22 protein-coding genes and 2 pseudogenes are annotated in these 18653 nt (G+C 63.9%); 10 read left to right on the forward strand and 14 right to left on the reverse strand.

Going from position 1 to position 18653, the window contains the following annotated elements:
• The 4 genes and pseudogenes from PHA8399_RS21930 to thyA (PHA8399_RS08515) form a co-directional block, all read right to left on the reverse strand.
• Window positions 1-458 (reverse strand): annotated as a pseudogene (locus PHA8399_RS21930) (transposase); the annotation flags it as partial.
• A 30-nt stretch (window positions 459-488) separates the two neighbouring features.
• Window positions 489-1526, reverse strand: a complete 1038-nt coding sequence (locus PHA8399_RS22285) for a hypothetical protein (protein ID WP_145977009.1) — start codon at window positions 1524-1526, stop codon at window positions 489-491.
• Window positions 1527-1533: 7 nt separating this feature from the next.
• Window positions 1534-2430, reverse strand: a complete 897-nt coding sequence (thyA, locus tag PHA8399_RS08510) for a thymidylate synthase (RefSeq protein WP_058285729.1) — start codon at window positions 2428-2430, stop codon at window positions 1534-1536.
• Between the two features lie 192 nt (window positions 2431-2622).
• Window positions 2623-3189 (reverse strand): annotated as a pseudogene (gene thyA, locus PHA8399_RS08515) (thymidylate synthase); the annotation flags it as partial.
• A gap of 249 nt (window positions 3190-3438) precedes the next feature.
• Here thyA (PHA8399_RS08515) and PHA8399_RS08520 point away from each other — a divergent pair.
• The 3 genes from PHA8399_RS08520 to PHA8399_RS08530 all read left to right on the forward strand — a co-directional run bounded on the left by PHA8399_RS08520 (window position 3439) and on the right by PHA8399_RS08530 (window position 6287).
• A complete protein-coding gene (locus PHA8399_RS08520; RefSeq protein WP_058285730.1) occupies window positions 3439-4344 on the forward strand; it encodes a hypothetical protein in 906 nt (301 codons plus the stop codon).
• A gap of 3 nt (window positions 4345-4347) precedes the next feature.
• On the forward strand, window positions 4348-5784 hold the full coding sequence (locus PHA8399_RS08525) for a hypothetical protein (protein ID WP_058285731.1): 1437 nt from the start codon (window positions 4348-4350) through the stop codon (window positions 5782-5784).
• Window positions 5785-5858: 74 nt separating this feature from the next.
• Window positions 5859-6287, forward strand: a complete 429-nt coding sequence (locus tag PHA8399_RS08530) for a VOC family protein (RefSeq protein WP_008554058.1) — start codon at window positions 5859-5861, stop codon at window positions 6285-6287.
• Window positions 6288-6422: 135 nt separating this feature from the next.
• Here PHA8399_RS08530 and PHA8399_RS08535 read toward each other — a convergent pair whose 3' ends face one another.
• Together PHA8399_RS08535 and PHA8399_RS08540 are read right to left on the reverse strand one after the other, a co-directional pair.
• Complete coding sequence (locus PHA8399_RS08535; protein ID WP_058285732.1) at window positions 6423-6614, reverse strand: hypothetical protein; 192 nt, start codon at window positions 6612-6614, stop codon at window positions 6423-6425.
• A gap of 13 nt (window positions 6615-6627) precedes the next feature.
• On the reverse strand, window positions 6628-6867 hold the full coding sequence (locus PHA8399_RS08540; protein WP_058285733.1) for a YdcH family protein: 240 nt from the start codon (window positions 6865-6867) through the stop codon (window positions 6628-6630).
• A gap of 141 nt (window positions 6868-7008) precedes the next feature.
• Here PHA8399_RS08540 and PHA8399_RS08545 point away from each other — a divergent pair, with 141 nt between their 5' ends.
• Window positions 7009-7932 carry a hydrogen peroxide-inducible genes activator gene (locus PHA8399_RS08545; protein WP_058285734.1) on the forward strand — a complete coding sequence of 308 codons (924 nt, stop codon included), beginning with the start codon at window positions 7009-7011 and terminating at the stop codon, window positions 7930-7932.
• A 563-nt stretch (window positions 7933-8495) separates the two neighbouring features.
• On the opposite strand, the gene PHA8399_RS08550 is transcribed toward PHA8399_RS08545, so the two are convergent.
• The 3 genes from PHA8399_RS08550 to PHA8399_RS08560 all read right to left on the reverse strand — a co-directional run bounded on the left by PHA8399_RS08550 (window position 8496) and on the right by PHA8399_RS08560 (window position 9751).
• Window positions 8496-8993 (reverse strand): MarR family winged helix-turn-helix transcriptional regulator, encoded by a 498-nt coding sequence (locus tag PHA8399_RS08550; protein ID WP_375543687.1) that lies wholly within the window; start codon window positions 8991-8993, stop codon window positions 8496-8498.
• Window positions 8994-9069: 76 nt separating this feature from the next.
• Window positions 9070-9327, reverse strand: coding sequence for a succinate dehydrogenase assembly factor 2 (locus PHA8399_RS08555; protein WP_058285736.1), 258 nt, complete (start codon window positions 9325-9327; stop codon window positions 9070-9072).
• A gap of 7 nt (window positions 9328-9334) precedes the next feature.
• Entirely contained in the window at window positions 9335-9751 is a 417-nt protein-coding gene (locus PHA8399_RS08560; protein ID WP_058285737.1) for a helix-turn-helix domain-containing protein, read from the reverse strand.
• 96 nt (window positions 9752-9847) lie between these two features.
• Between PHA8399_RS08560 and PHA8399_RS08565 the strand changes: the two genes are divergently transcribed.
• Together PHA8399_RS08565 and PHA8399_RS08570 are read left to right on the forward strand one after the other, a co-directional pair.
• Complete coding sequence (locus tag PHA8399_RS08565; RefSeq protein WP_058285738.1) at window positions 9848-11050, forward strand: pyridoxal phosphate-dependent aminotransferase; 1203 nt, start codon at window positions 9848-9850, stop codon at window positions 11048-11050.
• A gap of 13 nt (window positions 11051-11063) precedes the next feature.
• Window positions 11064-11477, forward strand: a complete 414-nt coding sequence (locus PHA8399_RS08570; protein ID WP_058285739.1) for a hypothetical protein — start codon at window positions 11064-11066, stop codon at window positions 11475-11477.
• Window positions 11478-11498: 21 nt separating this feature from the next.
• Here the strand turns inward: PHA8399_RS08570 and PHA8399_RS08575 are convergent, their stop codons facing one another.
• Entirely contained in the window at window positions 11499-12290 is a 792-nt protein-coding gene (locus PHA8399_RS08575; protein WP_058285740.1) for a hypothetical protein, read from the reverse strand.
• Window positions 12291-12509: 219 nt separating this feature from the next.
• Here PHA8399_RS08575 and PHA8399_RS08580 point away from each other — a divergent pair, with 219 nt between their 5' ends.
• Together PHA8399_RS08580 and PHA8399_RS08585 are read left to right on the forward strand one after the other, a co-directional pair.
• Entirely contained in the window at window positions 12510-13373 is an 864-nt protein-coding gene (locus PHA8399_RS08580) for a delta-class carbonic anhydrase (protein WP_058285741.1), read from the forward strand.
• 149 nt (window positions 13374-13522) lie between these two features.
• The gene (locus PHA8399_RS08585; RefSeq protein ID WP_058285742.1) at window positions 13523-13885 is read left to right on the forward strand and encodes a PRC-barrel domain-containing protein; all 363 of its coding nucleotides are present in this window, start codon (window positions 13523-13525) and stop codon (window positions 13883-13885) included.
• Between the two features lie 24 nt (window positions 13886-13909).
• On the opposite strand, the gene PHA8399_RS08590 is transcribed toward PHA8399_RS08585, so the two are convergent.
• Window positions 13910-14356, reverse strand: a complete 447-nt coding sequence (locus tag PHA8399_RS08590) for a nucleoside deaminase (protein ID WP_082649498.1) — start codon at window positions 14354-14356, stop codon at window positions 13910-13912.
• Between the two features lie 171 nt (window positions 14357-14527).
• Between PHA8399_RS08590 and PHA8399_RS08595 the strand changes: the two genes are divergently transcribed.
• Complete coding sequence (locus PHA8399_RS08595) at window positions 14528-14896, forward strand: DUF1428 domain-containing protein (protein ID WP_058285743.1); 369 nt, start codon at window positions 14528-14530, stop codon at window positions 14894-14896.
• 15 nt (window positions 14897-14911) lie between these two features.
• Here the strand turns inward: PHA8399_RS08595 and PHA8399_RS08600 are convergent, their stop codons facing one another.
• Complete coding sequence (locus tag PHA8399_RS08600; protein WP_058285744.1) at window positions 14912-16294, reverse strand: MATE family efflux transporter; 1383 nt, start codon at window positions 16292-16294, stop codon at window positions 14912-14914.
• Between the two features lie 118 nt (window positions 16295-16412).
• Here PHA8399_RS08600 and PHA8399_RS08605 point away from each other — a divergent pair, with 118 nt between their 5' ends.
• Complete coding sequence (locus PHA8399_RS08605) at window positions 16413-17063, forward strand: TIGR02453 family protein (protein WP_058285745.1); 651 nt, start codon at window positions 16413-16415, stop codon at window positions 17061-17063.
• Between the two features lie 3 nt (window positions 17064-17066).
• On the opposite strand, the gene PHA8399_RS08610 is transcribed toward PHA8399_RS08605, so the two are convergent.
• Both PHA8399_RS08610 and PHA8399_RS08615 read right to left on the reverse strand, forming a co-directional pair.
• On the reverse strand, window positions 17067-17981 hold the full coding sequence (locus PHA8399_RS08610; RefSeq protein WP_058285746.1) for a nickel/cobalt transporter: 915 nt from the start codon (window positions 17979-17981) through the stop codon (window positions 17067-17069).
• Window position 17982: 1 nt separating this feature from the next.
• Entirely contained in the window at window positions 17983-18618 is a 636-nt protein-coding gene (locus PHA8399_RS08615) for a DUF1007 family protein (RefSeq protein ID WP_058285747.1), read from the reverse strand.
• Between the last annotated feature and the right edge of the window lie 35 nt (window positions 18619-18653).

Below are 18653 nucleotides of genomic sequence, written 5' to 3' on the forward strand. Positions count from 1 at the left end.
GATCCGCCGGTAGCCGAACCGGCGGCGTTTGCCAGCGATCTCCTTCATCTCCTGGCGGATCTCAGGATGGTCCGGCGGGCGTTCGCGCCGGACCGTCTTGGGGTCGACACCGACAAGCCGGCAGGCCCTGCGCTGCGAGATGTCATGATCCCGCATTGCATTGAGCGCTGCCTCTCGCCGCTCTTTCGGTGTCGTCAGCTTTTTCCCAGCAGGTCTTTCAAAACCACGTTGTCGAGCATCGTGTCTGCCAGCAGCCGCTTCAGCTTGGCATTCTCATCTTCCAGCGCCTTCAGCCGCGCGGCCTCCGATACCTCCATGCCGCCATACTTGGACTTCAGCTTGTAAAAGGTTGCCGGGCTCAGGCCGTGCCGGCGGCACACCTCCGCCGTCGGCATCCCGGCTTCCTGCTCTTTGATCATCCCGATGATTTGCGCCTCGGTGAAACGGCTCTTACGCATTCGTCTGCTCCTACATAGGTTGGACAGACTCTACTTCATGGTGAGGGATTTTGCGGGGGGCAGGTCAATCTCGCTCAACTTCGAAGGGGAGCAACCTATCTTCTTGGCATAGTAACTGCGATTGACTTTTCCGCTTTTCCCCGTGACAACGGAATCCAATGCGAGATCAGATTCAAGAACCATGCGAAGCTTCTCGGCCAGAATTGCAATCTCGCGGGCAGCTATCTTCTGATTGTACTCGTCGATAACATCTTTGAAACGGTTCAGAGAGGATGGAGAGCAACCTAGCTTTTCCGAATAATATTTGCGGCTGACTTTTCCCCGGAAACTAGCGATGCGTCCTGAGGAAAAATCGCTCTCAAGAAGATCGCGGAGTTTTTCTTCGGAAAGGTGGCCGCATTTTCCCGCGATCCTAGTACTAGCTTTCAAACCTAGCTTTGCCTCGGACTCCGAGAAGACAGAGACAAACTGGGTCATTGTTGCTGGAGACCACCCGAGCAGGGCCGCATAATGGCGCCTAATAATTTTCCCGCGGCGAGAAGCGATTCCTTCTTCAGTGTTGAGTTCTTTGTCAAGAACCCCGCGAAGTGCATCTTCTGAAACTGTACCGCGTGCACTTCCAGTAGGTGGGCTAGCCCCCCACTCTAGCTTGCGCTCGTACTCAGAAAACACAGAAATGTGACGTGTAAGTGCACTTTTGGTGCACCCGAGCAGGCCTGAGTAGTGGAGACGGCTAATTTTTCCACCTCTAGAAGGAACAATTCTTCCAGCTTTAAAGTCCTGCTCAAGAAGGTTACGGAGCTTCAGCTCTGTAGCCGACAAACGCTGCTCTCCAACTTTCAATCTGAGCTTTTGCTCATACTCACTGAAGACAAAAAGAAAATGCCACAATGCCGCCCTGGAACACCCAAGTACATTGGCATAATGACTACGGCTGATTTTGCCACCTCGTGACTCTACGACACAGCCGGACTGATAATCCGCCTCAAGAACGGCTCGAACTTTTTCTTCGGATAGTCTGCCCTGAGAACCCTCAAACTTTCTCGAGGAACCAGCCTCTGCAGACATTCCGAGCCTACACCGCCACTTCAGCCTTTATGTGGGGATGGGGATCGTACCCTTCCACTTTAAAGTCTTCAATCTGATAGTCATCAATACTAGCTGCCCGCCTAGTCAGAGAAATTTTGGGCAAGGGGCGAGGTTCACGCTTGAGCTGCTCGCGAGCTTGATCAAAATGGTTGCGATAGAGGTGCACATCACCACCAAACCAGACCAATTCGCCCGGTCGAAGACCCGCCTGTTGCGCAAGCATGAGCAGGAGTGCTGAAGCCCCTACGTAGTTGAAGGCAGCGCCCAACAGCAAATCGACTGACCTCTGGAATAAAAGGCAATCCAACCGCCCATCAGACGTCACATGGAACTGGTATACCATATGACAAGGCGGCAACGCCATCTCTCCCAGTTCGGCGACATTCCATCCATGAAAGAGCATGCGACGGCTTGCTGGAGTTTCTCGCAGCGACCGGATCAGCACTTCAATCTGGTCATGCTCACGCCCGTCAGCCCCCATCCAGCGCCGCCACTGTTTCCCATATACGGGGCCGAGTTCTCCCCATTGAGTTGCGAAACTATCGTCTTCAACAACCCTTCGCTCAAATTCCTCTTGCGTTACTTGCTCACCAGTCTCGCGCCGATAGACGGCTAGAGGCCAATCTGTCCAAATTCGAACGTTCTCCCGCAGAAGGGGCTGAATGTTGGTTCCACCAGTTAAGAACCAGAGCATTTCCTTGATGGCGGTCTTCCAATAGACGCGCTTGGTCGTCAGAATCGGAGCACTTCCATCCGACAGGTCAAACCGGACCATCGCGCCGAACAGTGAACGCGTTCCAACACCGGTTCTGTCAATGCGCTCGTCCCCGTGCTCCAGAACTCGCTCCATCAAGTCCAGATACTGATACTCCGGATGCCGCATAACTCCGCCTCCACAAACGTTTCTTTTACCGCCGTCAGCTCATAACTGCGGCCACTTTCCTCGATCATAATGCAAAGCGCGCGCAGGGCTACTGCTCATTCTGCCACAATAGCGCTATTAAGCCACGGTTGCGCGCAACGGCCTGAAAAAGCTGTGCAATAAGCGGGTTGCCACCCCCGCTATGCCGGAAAAAAACGGTACCCCCAGGAACATGTCGGCAGAGCGCTGGTACAGCTGCAAATGCATCTTGCCGCCCGCCACCCGCACCTGCCACAGCGTATGGCAGGGCGGCAGCGCCATGTCCGGCACGTCCGCCGGATTCCAGGCCGAAACGATCAAGCGGCGGCTGTCGGGGCTTTTACGGATCATCTCCACCAGATCCGCGATCTGATCGACGCTGCCGGCGCGGTAAAGCGGCTCATCCCCGGTGGTGCCTTCCGCCAGCTCCAGCTTGGGAAACCGGCGCCACTGATGGCCGTAAACCGGACCCAGATCGCCGTTCTCATCCGCCCATTCATCCCAGATCGAAACGCCGTTTTCCTTCAGGTAACGGATGTTGGTGTCGCCCGACAGGAACCACAACAGCTCATGGATGATGGAGCGCAGATGCAGCTTCTTGGTGGTAACCAGCGGAAACCCGTCGGCCAGGCTGTAGCGCGCCTGCATCCCGAAACAGCTCAGCGTGCCGGTGCCGGTGCGGTCGTCCGATGGCACGCCATTGTCCAGAATGTGGCGCAGCTGATCCAGATACTGCTGCATGGAGCCCCCCCCTGGCTTTGCCCTGAATATCACGCCCCGGAATACCCCCTGCACCGCCAGCCGCCAAGGGTAAAAATCCGTGCCGGGGCGCGTCCGCCCCACAACATATACGCCGCACAACCGGGCCAAAGCCTACATACGGGTAGCGCATCCGCCACGGTTGCGCCGGAATCCTCAGTGTTCAATTGACTTTGCCGCGGCCGCGCCCGAAGGTGGCGCAAAACGATAAAGATATTGAGGTAGAGGCAGATGAGGCGCTTTTGGCTAGGGATCGCGGCGGCGGCCGCGCTGTCCGCGTGCGGCGGGGGCAACCCGTTTACCACCGGGACAGGAGATCCGGATGACGTCACCGGCACGATCCCGGAAGCTATTGCAAACGATCTTGACAGCGTCAGCTACAATCCCGCCAGCCAAACCCTGACCGTGACCGGCGTCAGCTTGGACGAAACGCCCTTCTCCGCCACCTACGTGCGCAAGCCGTCACTGGACCGCGACGGGTACGAGGCCTACACGGTCCAGGATTCTTCTCTCGACCGCCACTCCACCGCTTATGCGCGCGAGATCGAGGGCGGATATGCTGTTGTTGTCGCGACGGGCGGTCAGTTCGGCTACTATTTCGCCGGCGCCAACTACGGCCGCAGCGGCGCTTACTCCGCCCCCGCCACAGATCAGCCGTCCGGCGGACTCGTCAGCTACGCAGGGTCCTACATCGGTCTCTTGAATGTTGCCGGCAGCGGCGAAGACCTGCTGCCCGTGACGCCCGGCACACCAACCGACGTGCTGCCGACGCAAGCCGCCGAAATCACTGGCGACGTGCTGATCAACGCAGACTTTGCTGACAATGCCGTCAATGGCCTGATCTACAACCGCGCCGTCAGAGATGACGGCTCAGTGTCCCCGACAAATCTGGAACTGGCGCCGACTGCCATTGCTTCGGACGGGACGTTCTCGGGCTTGGCAACGATCAATCAGCAATCTGTCGGCGAGTATGGCGGTGTCTTCTCCGGTACGAATGCCGCTTCGGTCGCCGGTGGTGTCCACGCAACCGGCCACATCACCGAATACGGTCCGGAAATTGAGGAATACGGCGTGTTTGTGCTTGGCCAATGCGGGGGCGCCAGCAGCGACCCGCTTTGCGACCAGCCGACACCTTAAGCCATGCGGAAGGCAGCCGCCGCCGCGCTGCTAGGACTGGGGCTGTGTTCGGCGCAGCCCCAGGCGCAGGAAGCCGGGCGGCAACAGGCTCACCTGTCGCTCCAGCAGGGGCATGTTCTTGCGGCGCATGCCTTGAATTCCGGCAACCACCAGCTGGCGCTGCGGGTGTCGGAGGCGCTGCTGCAGGCCGACCGCAAGAACCACCTGGCCTGGCACCTTCAGGCCGCCGCCTATGCGCAGGCCGGGCAGCCGGATAAGGGCCGCAAATCCGCCGCCCGCGCCTTCCGCTTTGCCCCCGACGACGCCACCAAATACCAGATGGCCCAGCTCGCCTCCCGGCTGGCCTTTCAGGGCGGCAGCCCGCTCCTGTCGCAATACTGGCTGCGCCGCACCGCCGTCTACGCCCCCGACAGAAAGGCCGAAGAGCTGATCGCCAAGGACTATCAGGCGCTGCGCCGCATCAGCCCCTGGTCCTTCCGGCTGAGCGGCGGGCTGAAACCGTCGAACAATGTGAACAACGGCTCCGATGCCGCGACGCAGGAAATCGACGGGCTGTCGTCGCATGAAAACCGGTTCGGGCCGCGGGCGGTTGCCCTGTCCGGTCTCATTGGCACCTTTGATGCCGGCATAACCCGCCGCCTGCGCCAAAGCGACGCCAGCCTGACCACGCTCAGCGGGCGCCTCTATGTGCAGCGCGTGGCCCTGTCCTCCGGCGCCAAGGCAGAGGCGGCAGATCTTGCCGCCAGCACCGGGACCACGGCCCCCCGGAATTCAGAATTCGGATCCACCTATGGCGAGATCACCCTCAGCCACGCCTTCACCGCCGGCCCTGCGGACAAGGGCGGCAGCGCCCGGGCCGACCTGACCGCCGCCACCTCCTGGTACGGCGGCCAACGAAACTACAACCTTGCGAAACTGTCTGCCGCCCGCAGCTGGGCCCTCTCGCCCCGCAGCCGCCTCACTCTCAACGGCAGCGCCGAACACCGCCTGGATCCGCGTTTTGCCAGCCTGGCAGCCGATGTCTTCGGCCTAGGGGCATCGCTGTCGCGCAAGCTTGAAAACGGCGACAGCCTCACCTTCACGCTAGGCCTGCGCGACACCCGGGCAAACAGCGTGAACTCCAGCGGCCAAACCGCCACCGTTCACGTCGGCTATGCCTTCGGCCAGCTGGTCGGCCCGGCCAGGATCAGCACCGGCCTGATTTTGGGGGCCGCAGATTACCCGGACCACATTTTCTATGACGGCAGTGACTGGCAGCCCATCCCCGGCGGCCGCCAGGACCGCTCCGTCTATGCTGACCTGAACCTGTTCTTCGAAGACTACGACTACGCCGGCTTTGCGCCAATGCTGCGGGTCCGGGCCGGCAAGCGCAGTTCCAACCACAGCCGCTTTGACAGCTCGGAATTCTCCGTCTCGCTGGGGATCGAGTCAAAATTCTAAGACCGCCCGGCGCTTTTGCTGGCCTTCCCGCGCCGCGCCGCTAAAGTCCCTGACAGCGATAACAGGAGACCCCCATGCCCCTCAAATATCTGCACACCATGGTCCGGGTGAAGGATCTGGAGAAATCCATGGCCTTCTACGAGCTGCTGGGCCTCAAGGAGACCCGGCGCTGGGAAAACGAGCAGGGCCGCTTCACCCTGATCTTCATGGCACCGCCGGGCCAGGAGGAAACCCCGCTGGAGCTGACCTACAACTGGGACGGCGACGACGCGCTGCCCGATGACAGCCGCCATTTCGGCCATCTTGCCTATGGGGTGGACGATATCTATGCCACCTGCCAGCACCTGATGGACAATGGCGTCACCATCAACCGGCCGCCGCGCGACGGGCACATGGCCTTCGTGCGCTCCCCCGACAACGTCTCCATCGAACTGCTGCAGAACGGCGAGTCGCTGGCCCCGGCAGAACCTTGGGCCAGCATGGAAAACACCGGCCACTGGTAAGGGCCGGCAGGCCGCGGGGTCCGGTACGGACCGGCGGCGGCCCGTTCGATCGGTTCGGCTGAAAAGAAATCAGCCCTCCGGCTTGCACCGGAGGGCGATCAGGCGGCTTCGCGCGGCGCGCGTGTCTCCGCCCCCTCAGGCCCGGCGGGTCTGGGATCCGAACGTCAGCGTCACCTGCGAACGCTGCCCGGCGATAAAGGGGCTGCCGCCATCAGGACCGTCGTCGTCCTCTTTTTCTTCCTCATCAAGCAGGGCCGCGCGCATATCGTCCAGATCGGCGCTGTGCATAAAGCCCGCACCGCTCAGCGGATGTGTATACTGAAACATCACCGCTGCCTCCCTATGCGGACTGCTGCTGCGTGAAGCCCGGCAGCCCGGTGCGGCGCAGCTGGGTCAGGCAGCGCATGATCTCGTCCTTGGTCCGCAGGCGCTGGCGCTTCAGCCCCTGCAGCATCATGCTGCACGGCGACGGGCGTTTCAGCTCCTTGGCGATTTTCGCCTTCAGCGACTGGTGCTTCAGGCGCAGCTTGGCCAGCCTCACCTGCAGCGAGAAAACCTTTACCCGTGGACTGTTCTTCATCAATTGCCTCCTTTTTCAAGTACCGGCGGCACACCACCCCGCCGCCTGACACTCAAGATGGGCTGCCATTGCCTTTTAAGAAGCCAATAGTATTGTGAAAAAAGATAGGTTTTCCCTATCCAACGCAAGGGAGGGCCCCAGATGCCGGAGATCACCCTGCGCCAGCTGCGCTATTTCTCTGTCCTCAGCAAAGCCCTGCAATACCGCAATGCGGCGCGGCAGCTGGGCATCAGCCAGCCCTCCCTAAGCCTGCAGATCGCCGCGCTGGAGAAGGCCCTGGACACGCGCCTGATCGAACGGCGGCGCAGCGGCCTGATCCTGACGCCGGCAGGACGGGACACCGCCCTCCAGGCCGAAAAGATCCTGCAGGATGTGGAGCGGCTCAGCCAGACCGCGGGAGCCTCCGGCGCCCAGCTGGAGGGCACCCTGCGGCTCGGTTCGTCGCCGACAATCGGCCCCTACCTGCTGCCGCGGGTGCTGCGGCGCCTGCATCAGTCTTTCCCGGACCTCAAGCTGGTCATCCGCGACGCCCCCCCGCGCGAGCTGACGGAGGATCTGCTGGCGGGCCGGCACGATCTGATCCTGACCCAGCTGCCGGTGCCGCGCGATGACATCCGCCACACCTTCCTGTTCCGGGAGCCGCTGAGCCTGGCTGTGGCCCGGGACCACCCGCTGGCCGGCCAAAAGCGGGTGAAGACCGCGGATCTGGCCGGGGAGAACCTGCTCAGCCTCAACCCGTCTTACACGCTGAGCCGCCAGGTCTCGCACCTCAGCGCGGCGTCGGGGGCAAACCTGCGCGAGGATTTCGAGGGCACCAGCCTTGATGCCCTGCGCCAGATGGTCTCGCTTGGCATGGGCGTCACGCTGCTGCCCGCGCTGTATGTCGGCTCCGAAGTCAAGCGCGGCGAAGGCGATGTCGCAGTGATCCCGATGCAGCCGGTGCTTTACCGGCAGGCCGGCCTGGCCTGGCGCCGCGGCAGCGGCAGCCCGCCCGCCTTCCTGAAACTCGCGGACTTCATCCGAAGCGTTGCCGAACAGGAATTTTCCGATCAGGTGATCCTGTAAGCCCGGACATAGGCCAGGTCGCGCGGGGGCCGCAGTGAACCGGAACTGCCTGCCTGCCGGCAAGGCCCCAGGCCAGCGCCCGGTCCGCTGCAGGCAGCCCCAGCCCAGTCAGCCCAGTCCGCCTACACAGCCAGCCCGGTCAGCACAGTCAGCCCGCCAACGCATCCAGTCCGGTCAAAACTGTTAGCGTGATGGAGCTGCGCCTGGGCGGCCCCGGTTGCGCATTTGACTGTACCGCCCGGCACAACGCAAAAAACCGGCACAGCGCCTGACCGGTGCTGTCCGTGCCCGGCGGTGCAATATCCCGCCTTCCGGTTTTCTGAAAAACACAAACCAATAAAAATTTCCGCCTCAGCGGGACAAGCCGCCGCAGGGTAAACCCCTCACGCGGGAACAAGGGCGGTCACTTCTGCAACCTTCAGCCGCGGCCCCGCACGGGTCCCGGCGCTTTGCCCTTCAATACACCCGGAACACGGTTTCCCCTCATGCCCGGTTCTGGCCTGCCAGTGCTTTGCCAGCATTTCACGGCCCGTCGCCACCGGGATCATCGCCCGGCCAGCGCCTTAGTAGATATAGCGGATCTGATCCGACCAGTAGCGCTCCACCCGCTTCAGCGAGGCGGTGATATCCTCGATCCCCTCCGAGGAGATCACGTTCTTGCCTTCCAGCCCTTCGGCATGGCGGGCGAACAGCGCCGACACGATGTCGCGGATCTCGCGGCCGCGCTGAGTCAGCCGCACCCGCACCGAGCGGCGGTCGATCTCGCAGCGCTGATGGTGCATATAGCCCATCTCGACCAGCTTCTTGAGGTTGTAGCTGACATTGCTGCCCTGATAGTAGCCGCGGGTCTTCAATTCCCCGGCGGTCACCTCATTGTCACCGATGTTGAACAGCAAAAGCGCCTGAACCGCGTTGATTTCCAGCACGCCGACGCGTTCAAACTCGTCCTTGATGACATCCAGCAGCAGACGGTGGAGACGCTCGACAAGGGCCAGCGCCTCCAGGTAGCCAGTCATGAAACCTTTGCGGTCCGTCCGGCTAATTGGCAATTCCATACTCATTCGCATCTCCGACTCGAATTTGCTTCTGAGGTAAGATGCCAACAATTCCCGAAAAATCGGTTAAGCCGGTATTTTATTATTTTTGGTACGTTTGCGCTATGTCCGCGACCAGTGCGCGGAACCGCTCCTGCGGCTCCGCCTGGCCGGTCACCCACTGGTACAGATCCTGGTCGTTTTCGTGCAGCAGCTGGTCATAAAGATCCAGCTGCGCAGGATCCATCTGCTCCAGATTGGCGGCTGCAAAGGCCGACAGCAGGATATCCATTTCCTTGATACCCCGGCGCATAGAGCGCATCTGCAGCCGTTTCAGGCGGATGGTCCGGTCTTCCTGCATCCTGGTCTCAGGCAACTTCTGTGGTCTGGCCGTCATTGACCTGCAGCAGGGTCCGCAGCTTCTTCTCCAGCCGCGCCGCCCGCTCCGCATTCTGGCGCATTTCGCTGCGCAGGTCACGCAACTCGTTCAGAATGCTTGTGAAATCGCCCGCTTCCAGCTCCAGCGGCGCTGGTTCCGACATCCCTTCGCCCTCGCCGGTCAGCAGCCAGGACATCGACACGTTCAACACGCCGGCCAGCATCGTCAGCTTGTTGGCGCGCGGCTCCGCCAGGTCGCGTTCCCAGGCGCTGAGCGTGGACTTCTTGATCCCAAGCCGGCGCGCAAGCTGGCCCTGGGTCATTCCGGCAGCTTCCCGTGCAGCCGCCACGCGGTCGCCAAATGTCGCTGCGTCCGGGCCGTACCAGTCTGTAGTCTGCTCCGTCATTGCCAGTTCTCCTCATCCAGTTTGAACGCGGCTTGATCGCCGTCCAGCCGCACCCTATGACAGTTGCGAGCAACATACAAACCGAGGCCGCAGACCATGTCTTTCCTGTCCGAGACCTTATCCCGCGTCAAACCGTCACCGACCATTGCGATGACGGCCAAGGCGGCCGAGCTGAAGGCCGCCGGACGCGACGTCATCGGCCTCAGCGCCGGCGAGCCGGACTTTGACACGCCGCAAAACATCAAGGACGCGGCCGTCGCCGCCATCGCCGCGGGCAAGACCAAATACACCGCCCCCGACGGCATCGCAGAGCTGAAACAGGCGGTCTGCGCCAAGATGAAGCGCGATCACGGGCTGGACTACACGCCGGCGCAGGTCTCGGTCGGCACCGGCGGCAAGCAGACGCTGTACAACGCCCTGATGGCCACCCTGAACGACGGCGACGAGGTGGTGATTCCCGCCCCTTACTGGGTTTCCTACCCCGACATGGTGCTGCTGGCGGGCGGCACGCCGGTGATTGCCGAGACCTCGCTGCAGACCAATTTCAAGCTGACCGCGGATCAGCTGGAGGCGGCGATCACCCCCAAGACCAAATGGCTCATCTTCAACTCCCCCTCCAACCCCACCGGCGCGGGCTACAGCCGGGAGGAGCTGAAGGCGCTGACAGACGTGCTGCTGCGCCACCCGCATGTCTGGGTGATGACCGACGACATGTATGAGCATCTGGCCTATGACGGGTTCGAATTCTGCACCCCCGCCCAGGTGGAACCGCAGCTCTATGACCGCACCCTCACCTGCAACGGTGTCTCCAAGGCCTATGCGATGACCGGCTGGCGGATCGGCTATGCCGCAGGCCCGGAAAAGCTGATCGCAGCCATGCGCAAGGTGCAGTCGCAGTCCACCTCCAACCCCTGCTCGGTCAGCCAATGGGCCGCGGTGGAGGCGCTCAACGGCACCCAGGACTTCCTGGCGCCCAACAACGAAATGTTCGTCCGCCGCCGCGATCTGGTGGTGTCGATGCTGAATGAAATCGACGGCATCTCCTGCCCCACGCCGGAAGGCGCGTTCTACGTCTACCCCTCCATCGCCGGGCTGATCGGCAAGACCACGCCCGCGGGCAAGGTGATCGAAACCGACGAGGATTTTGCCACCGCCCTGCTGGAAGAGGCCGATGTCGCCGTGGTCTTTGGTGCGGCCTTCGGCCTGTCGCCGAACTTCCGCGTCAGCTACGCCACCTCGGACGCAGCGCTGGAGGAGGCCTGCCGCCGCATCCAGACCTTCTGCGCCGCGCTGGCCTGACAGGAGACAAGGCATGAGCGCCGATCTGCCGGAGTATTATTTCCGCGTCCGCGAGAACGGCGCTTTTGTCTTCCGCGTCGACACCGAAAACCGCCAGCGGCGGATCGAGATGGACCAGATCGCCGTTGTGAACATCCGCAACGGCGAGATCAAGCCGCACGGCCAGCGCCAGCTCAGCGATCAGGACATGGCCGAGATCAAGTCCTGGATGGCGGCCCGCGCCGCCACCCTCGCCGCCCGCGATACCGACGATATCCACCGGGCCATCGACCATCTGAACCTGACCGCCCACTGGGCCAACAGCCGCGCCACCGATGAGCAGCTGGAGGATATCACCGATGCGCTGCTGCTGGCCATGCACGACCTGCGCAGCGTGCTGGTGCGCAAGAAGGCTGATCGGCTGATCAAGGCCCGCGGCGGCGAATAAGCCACCCGCATCGCGGCCGGGTCAGCCGCAAAACAGCGAGCGCACCGAGTAAGACCGGAACCGCACCGGCGGCGGCCGCCGGTCCCGGCCGTCCAGCCCCGAAGCACGCGGCGGCAGCAGCGGGTTCCCCAGCAAGAACAGGCTGCGCTGCCATTGCTCCAGCGGCGTTCCAGCCTGCGGGCCGCCCAGTTGCAGCCGCCACTGCAGATGCAGTATGCCCCGTGACCGCGCATCGCCGCCCAGCCGGAACAGGCGGCGGGCGCTTGCAGGCACAGGCTGCGGCTCCGCGCCCTCCACGCTGGCGATTTGGCAAATGTGCTGGGCCGCCACCGCCGCCTCCAGCCCGCCGCCCGGTTGCTGACGGAACAGGGTGACGGCGTGACCGGCCTTGATGCCAGCCCCGCGGATGGCAAACTCAAGCACCCGCGGCAGCTCAAACCGCTGTGTTTGCGCACCCGGCCCGAACAGCCGGTCCTCGCCCTGCCAGCGTTCGCCGCTGGCAAACCGCAGCACATAGCGTCCCGGCGGCACCAGCACCTTGAAGAATGCGCCGCCCTCGATATAGGCCGCCAGCGCCGCCGCGCCGGTCTCTGCATCGCTGAGGGTGAGGTAATAATCCGCCCCCGCCGGCGTCTTCACTTGCAAGGGAAACACAGCGGGCAGCCCGGTGCGGTTCCACATCAGCCCGGCCCGCGGCGGCACGGGGCTGGTCTGCGCGGGCACAGCAGCCGGCAACAGGCAGGCCAGCAGCGCCAGCAGCAGGACCTGCCGCAGACCCGGCCACCGCGTGCTGATGAAATGGCGTCGTGCCATGCTGGCGCCTCCCTGCCGGCGGCAATCTTGCTCCCCCTGTAGCTTACCACAGCGCCGCCGCAGGAAAAGCGTGGCGAAATCAACCTATGCGATATTAATAATCCTTAAACACAACTTAATTATCACACCAATGCCGCTGCCGCCCTGGCAGCCGGGAACGGCACCTGCGGCGGCACCCCGGCGCAATTTCTCTGGTTTTCAGTTACAACAGGATCCCCCATGCAAAAAGTGACTCTGGCCCTGGCCGCCGCAACCGCCTCCGCTTTGCTCACCAGCACCGCCGCTTATGCGGTTGATGCGGCCCCGGTTGCTGATGACGTGATCGCGGCGCAGCGCGCTGCGCTTGCTGCCCGGACCAAAGGCGCGGGCTTCGGCCCGCAATCCCCGCGCGACATTGATGCCGCTTCCGGCGCCAACAGCCGCAGCTTTGAACCGGCCCCGCCCTCCACCGCCATGAATCTCTGTAACATCCACTTTCACAAGAACGCCGAACACCGCGGCGGTGAATTCACCACCTATGCCGGCAATGGCGACGGCCAGGGCCACGGCACCGGCTACACATACGACGGCACGCTGACCGCGGCAGAAACCGCCGCGCTGGATCACCCGATCAGCGCCTCCGCCCATGGCGGCCTGCAGCCCGGCGACACGATCGAGGTGCATTACGTCCACTCCACAGCCCAAGTGCAGCCCGGCCCCACGCTCGGCGCCTGCCTCAGCGATGCCATCAAGAACCCCCAGCTGAGGGTGGAGGCGCAGGTGTTTGTGCTGGTGAACGATGACGCCGCGCTTGATTTCGCCGTGCTGGCCGAACCCGGCATGGCCAACGGGCTGCATCAGGCCGTCAATATTCCCAGCACCACCGGCACTCCGCTGCAATATGCAGGCTCCACCACCGGCCCCGGCTATAACGAGGCTGGCTCCCCCTTTCAGGTGACCTGGAGCGTGCGCCCCAAGGTTGCCAAGGTGAACATCCATTCGGTCTGGAAATGGCTGGACGGCAATATCTTTGACGAGGACCACGCGCACGGCGTGCGCAATCTGGTGACCAATCCGGACCTGCTGTCGCACATCACCCGGTAACCGCCTGAACCGCTCCGCCTGGCCTGCTGCCGCCCCCGACGCAGGCCAGGCAAGGGACTTCGCGCCGCCCGGCCCGCCCGCCCGGCACCGGAACAATCGGCCAGCCGGGACGTTGTTTCTCTGTCCACACGGGAAACAGGAGCAAGACCATGCAACAGGCTCAACACGGCTCTGGCGGCAGCCTCGTCTCGACAAATGACGTCACCGGCACCGCGGTCTACGACAAGACCGGCGAGAAGGCGGGCACCATTGATCACCTGATGATCGACAAGTCCTCTGGCAAGGCCGTTTACGCGATCATGACCTTCGGCGGCTTCCTGGGCCTTGGCGAACGGGAATTCGTGATCCCGTGGGGGGCGCTTTCATACGACAGCGGCCTGGACGGGTTCCGCACCAGCATCACCCCGGACCAGCTGAAAAGCGCCCCGGCGCAATACGAGGGCTGGCACCGCGACCGCAAGCACGAGGAAAGCATCTACGATCACTACCACGTGCCCTATTACTGGTTCTGACCGCCCTGCCCCTCTCCGGCGCCCCTATTCGGCGATGTCTTCCGCCCACAGCTCCGGCTTTTCGCGGATGAACCGCTGCATCAGCGCGATGCAGTCCGGGTCTTCGGCGATCACCACCTCGACACCGCGGGAGCGCAGGAATTCTTCATTGCCGCCAAAGTTCTGCGTGTCGCCGATCACCACCCGCGGAATGCCGAACTGCACGATGGTGCCGCTGCACATCATGCAGGGCGACAGCGAGGTATAAAGCACCGTATCGCGATAGGACGTCTGCCGCCCCGCCTTGCGCAGCGCATCCATCTCGCCATGCGCAATCGGGTCGCCCATCTGCACCCGCTGATTGCGCCCCTGCGCCACCACCTGGCCGCCGCGCGCCAGCACCGAGCCGATCGGGCAGCCGCCCTCGTCAAATCCCGCCTTGGCTTCCTCATAGGCAATCCGCAGCAGGCGCTTGTCGTCGTCGGTCATCATGGGCAAGGGGCTTTCCGGTTGAAAATCAGGCTGTTCCAGAACCCTGCCCGCAGGGTGCCAGACGGTCAACCCCGCGCCGCGGCGCGCAGCAAGAGACTGGAGCGAACGGCCGCCCCGTGCCACACTCGCCCAGGCCGGGCCGCGCCCCGGCCGATCCTTGGGAGGGCCGCCATGTATGTCGCCGGATTCGTGATCCCCGTGCCGGAAGAAAACTTCGAAGCCTACAGGGCCTGGGCGAAAACCAGTGCCAAGCTGTTCCGGGAATACGGCTGTCTCGAGTCTGTCGATTCCTGGGAGGACAACGTGCCGGACGGCGAGAACACCGATTTCCGCCGCGCCGTCGCCGCCCGCCCGGGGGAGCGGATCGTCTTTTGCTGGCAGGTCTGGCCCAGCCGGGAAGACATGGAAGAGGCCGAGGCCCGGATCGCCAAGGACACCCGGTTTGACATCCCGGTCGAAATCCCCTTTGACCACCGCCGCCTGATCCTGGGCGCGTTCTCCCCCATCCACATCATGGGGCGCGGCACCGGGGAGGACTGACCGGCCCTGCCCGGCTTACGCGGGCTTCGCCCCCACCCGTTTGATCGACTGCCCCCAAAACCGCTTCATCAGGAACAGCCCCGCTGCGGTAAGCCCCGCAACCAGCCCCATCCAGACGCCGGCGCCGCCCCAGCCAAGCACGAACCCCATGACATAAGAGGCCGGGATGCCCACTGCCCAATAGCTGAGCACCGCAATCACCATCGGCACGCCGGTGTCCTGCACCCCGCGCAGCAGGCCCAGCGCAACCGCCTGCATCCCGTCCATCATCTGAAACAGCGCCGCCGCCGCCAGCAGGCCCCCGCCGATCAGCAGGATCTGATCCTTCTGCGGGTCGGCCGGGTCCAGGAACAGCGACATCAGCGGGCCGGGGATGGCCAGGAACAGGGTGATCCCCACCACCGAAACCCCCAGCGACATCACCGTCACCACCTTGCCGCCGCGCGCCATATGCGCCCGGTCGCCGCGGCCAAAGGCATTGCCCGCGCGAATGGTGGCGGCATTGGACAGCCCCAGATGCACCATGAACGTCAGCCCCGCCAGCGAGATCGCAATCCCATGCGCCGCCAGCGGCACCGTGCCCAGCCAGCCCATCATCATCGCCGAGGCCGCAAACAGGCTGCTCTCGCTCAGCGTCGTGAGGCCAATCGGCGCCCCCATCCGGAACACCCGGGCCAGCATCTCCCAGTCGGGCCGCTGGAAGTTCTTCAGCAGTTCATGCTCCGGCAGCGCTTTCAGCGCATAGGCCAGCACCAGCGCAAAGGACACCCCGTTGGTCACCAGGGAGGCAATCGCCGCCCCGGTAATCCCCAGCTCCGGCGCGCCCCAGTTGCCGAAAATCAGCGCATAGTTCACCAGCGCATTCAGCACCGCCCCGATCACCGATAGCCACAGCACGATCTGGGTCCGCTCCAGCGCCGCCAGATAGGATTTGGCGACCATGTACAACAGCGCCGGAAAGACCGCCCAGCCGGCGATCCGCAGATACTCTGCCGCCGCATGGGCCACCTGCGGCTCTTGCCCCAGCAAAAGCAGGATCGGCTCCGACCACCACAGCAAGGGCATCGCCAGCGCGCCATAGGCCAGCGACAGCCACAGCCCCATCCGGGTGGAGCGGCGGATCTGCCGCTCCTCGCCAGCGCCGGCCGCCGCCGCCACCATCGGCATCACCGCAAAGGCAAAGCCGGACCCCAGGAGGAAGATCGAAAAGAAATAGGTCGAGCCCAGCGTCACCGCCGCCAACTCCTCCACCCCGTACCAGCCCAGCATCACCGTATCGGTGAGGCCGATGGCAAACTGCGCCACATGGCCGCCGATCAGCGGCAGGCCAAGAACGGCAATCGCCCGGGCATGGCCGCCGGGGGACATTTCGGAGTGTCGGTTCGTTAACGTGCTCATGAAATCAGCCTTAGGCCCGCCGGAGGGCTCCGGCAAGAGCAGAGTCTCCTTGCCCCCCGCACAGGCCCATGGTGGTATTCTGCACAGACCGCCCCACCGCTTGCAGGAGCCTATTCAAATGACCGACCCCTTTGCGCAGCTGATCCCCGACGCCCGCGCCTTCCTGACGGAGCTGTCGCAGGACAACAGCCGCGACTGGTTCACTGCGCATAAGGACCGGTATGAGGCGCAGCTCAAATCCCCCGCCTTGCTGCTTCTGGACGAGGTCGCGCAGGCGATCACCAAACGGACCGGCAGGCAGGCCGTGCCCAGACTGTTCCGCCCTCAGCGCGACATCCGGTTTTCCAAGGACAAGACGCCCTACAAGACCCATCTGCACATGATGTGGACGGTCAACAGCGCAGGCTGCGCGCTGTTCTTCGGCATCGACCCCCAGTCCTGCACCACCGGCGGCGGCATCATGAACTTGACAAAGGCGCAATTGCCTGTCTGGCGCACCGCGGTCGACGGCGAAACCGGGGATGAGGCCGCAGCCTTGGTGGACATCTTGGCGCTCAAGGGCTTTGCCTCTAATGAGCCCGAGCTGAAACGCGTTCCCGCCCCCTTTGGCAAGGCCCATCCCCACGGCCACCTGCTGCAGCGCAAGTCGCTGACCTTCTGGCACGAAATGAGCCCGCGCGAACAGGCCGCCCCGATGGCGGCGCTGATGTCCGCCTATCTGACGCTGGAGCCGATGTTCAATCTGTTGCAGGAGGCCCTGGACGCGTGAGCGTCACAGCGCCCGCAGCATGATCTGAAAGGCCAGCACGGCCACCACACCGCCCGCCAGGATCTCCAGCACCGCGGCTGCCCGCAAGGCACCGGTCCCTTGCATCTGCGCCAGCGCCCCCTTGCGCATGGTGACGGCAGCGGCGGCCACGGCGACCGTGACCGTGGCCGTGCCCAGCCCCATGGCAAAGGCACCGGCGATGCCGGACCACAGAACGCCCATCCGCCAGGTCAGCAGAAGCAGGAACACCGCCCCGGTGCAGGGACGCAGCGCCACCGCGCCCACAATCGCCAGCGCATCGCGCAGCGAGTGGACATTGGCCGCTTCCTCCGCCGTTGGCCCGTGCCGGTGCCCGCAGGAGGAACACACCTCCCCAGCCTCATAATCATGGTGGTGATGGCCGTGTGCACCGTGTCCGCCAGCCCGGCTGCCCATCAGCCGCCGCAGGCCCCGCGCCAGCAGCCACAGGCCCACCAGCGCAATCAGCCCATAGGACAGCGGCGCCAGCACATCCTCTGCCGCGCTGGTCAGCTGCTCGCGGCCCCAGTCCAGCAGCATCAGCCCGCCCGCCACCAGCAAGACCGCCGTGGCCGCCTGCGCCAGCGAGGACGCCAGCGCCAGCCCGGCCAGCCGCAGCAAGGGCACCGGCTTGCCCATGCCATAGCCGCCGATCACCAGCTTGCCATGGCCCGGCCCGGCGGCGTGGAAAAACCCGTACGCGAAACACAAGGACAGCAGCGCCGTCAGCGCCCCCGGCTCACCCGCGCGCAAGGCCCGCAGGCCCCGCGCCATCGCATTCTGCGCCTCCCGCTGGCCTTCCGCCGCCCAGGCCGACACCAGCCCGGCGCCGCCAAACCCCCACAGCCAGACCGCCAGACCCGCCACGCCCAGCGCAGCTATGGCCAGGAAAAACCGCACCTTACGTCCCGCATCTCAACCGCACAGTATCGGCAAAGGCCTCTCCCACCTCCGGGTAGGCCTCCTCCGCCTGGTCCGCAGGCATCGCGTAAAGCAGCTCTTCCACCTTGGTATAGGCCGCATCCAGATCCGGCGGTGTGACGCTGGCCTGGCAGCCGCCCGAAACCTCCAGGCCGCCGGTCATCGTGTATGCGGTGTAATAGCCCGGATCATAGGCCTTGATCACCAAGCCATCGGCGGCCTGCGGCTCTGCCAGCACGCGGCGGTGCCGGGTAGTGATGCGCCCGTCCGCCACTTCGGTGGCCAGATGCTCCGGCGCGCCCAGTTCCAGCACAACGCCTGCACGGGTCAGATAGGTGTCGCCCTGAAACCCCTCGACCCAGGCCATGTCGAACCCCTGCAGCTTCGCCAGCTCCTGCGCCGTCAGCGCGCCGTCGTAGTCGCCATCCAGCCCCCGGTCCTCGAAGATCAGCAGCGAATAGAACTCGTCATAGGCCCAGGTGATCTCAACCGCCTCCAGCTGCCCGGAGTCCGAGACAATCACCTTCAGGGCGGTATCGACAAAGATATGCGGATGCGACCCGGCATCCTGCGGGGCCAGCACTGCAGCGGCCAACAAGGGAATAATACGCTTCATGGGTCAAAGCTTTACGCCTCCGGCGGCAGCCCCGC

It is taken from the genome of Leisingera aquaemixtae, assembly GCF_001458395.1.
Lineage (GTDB): Bacteria > Pseudomonadota > Alphaproteobacteria > Rhodobacterales > Rhodobacteraceae > Leisingera > Leisingera aquaemixtae.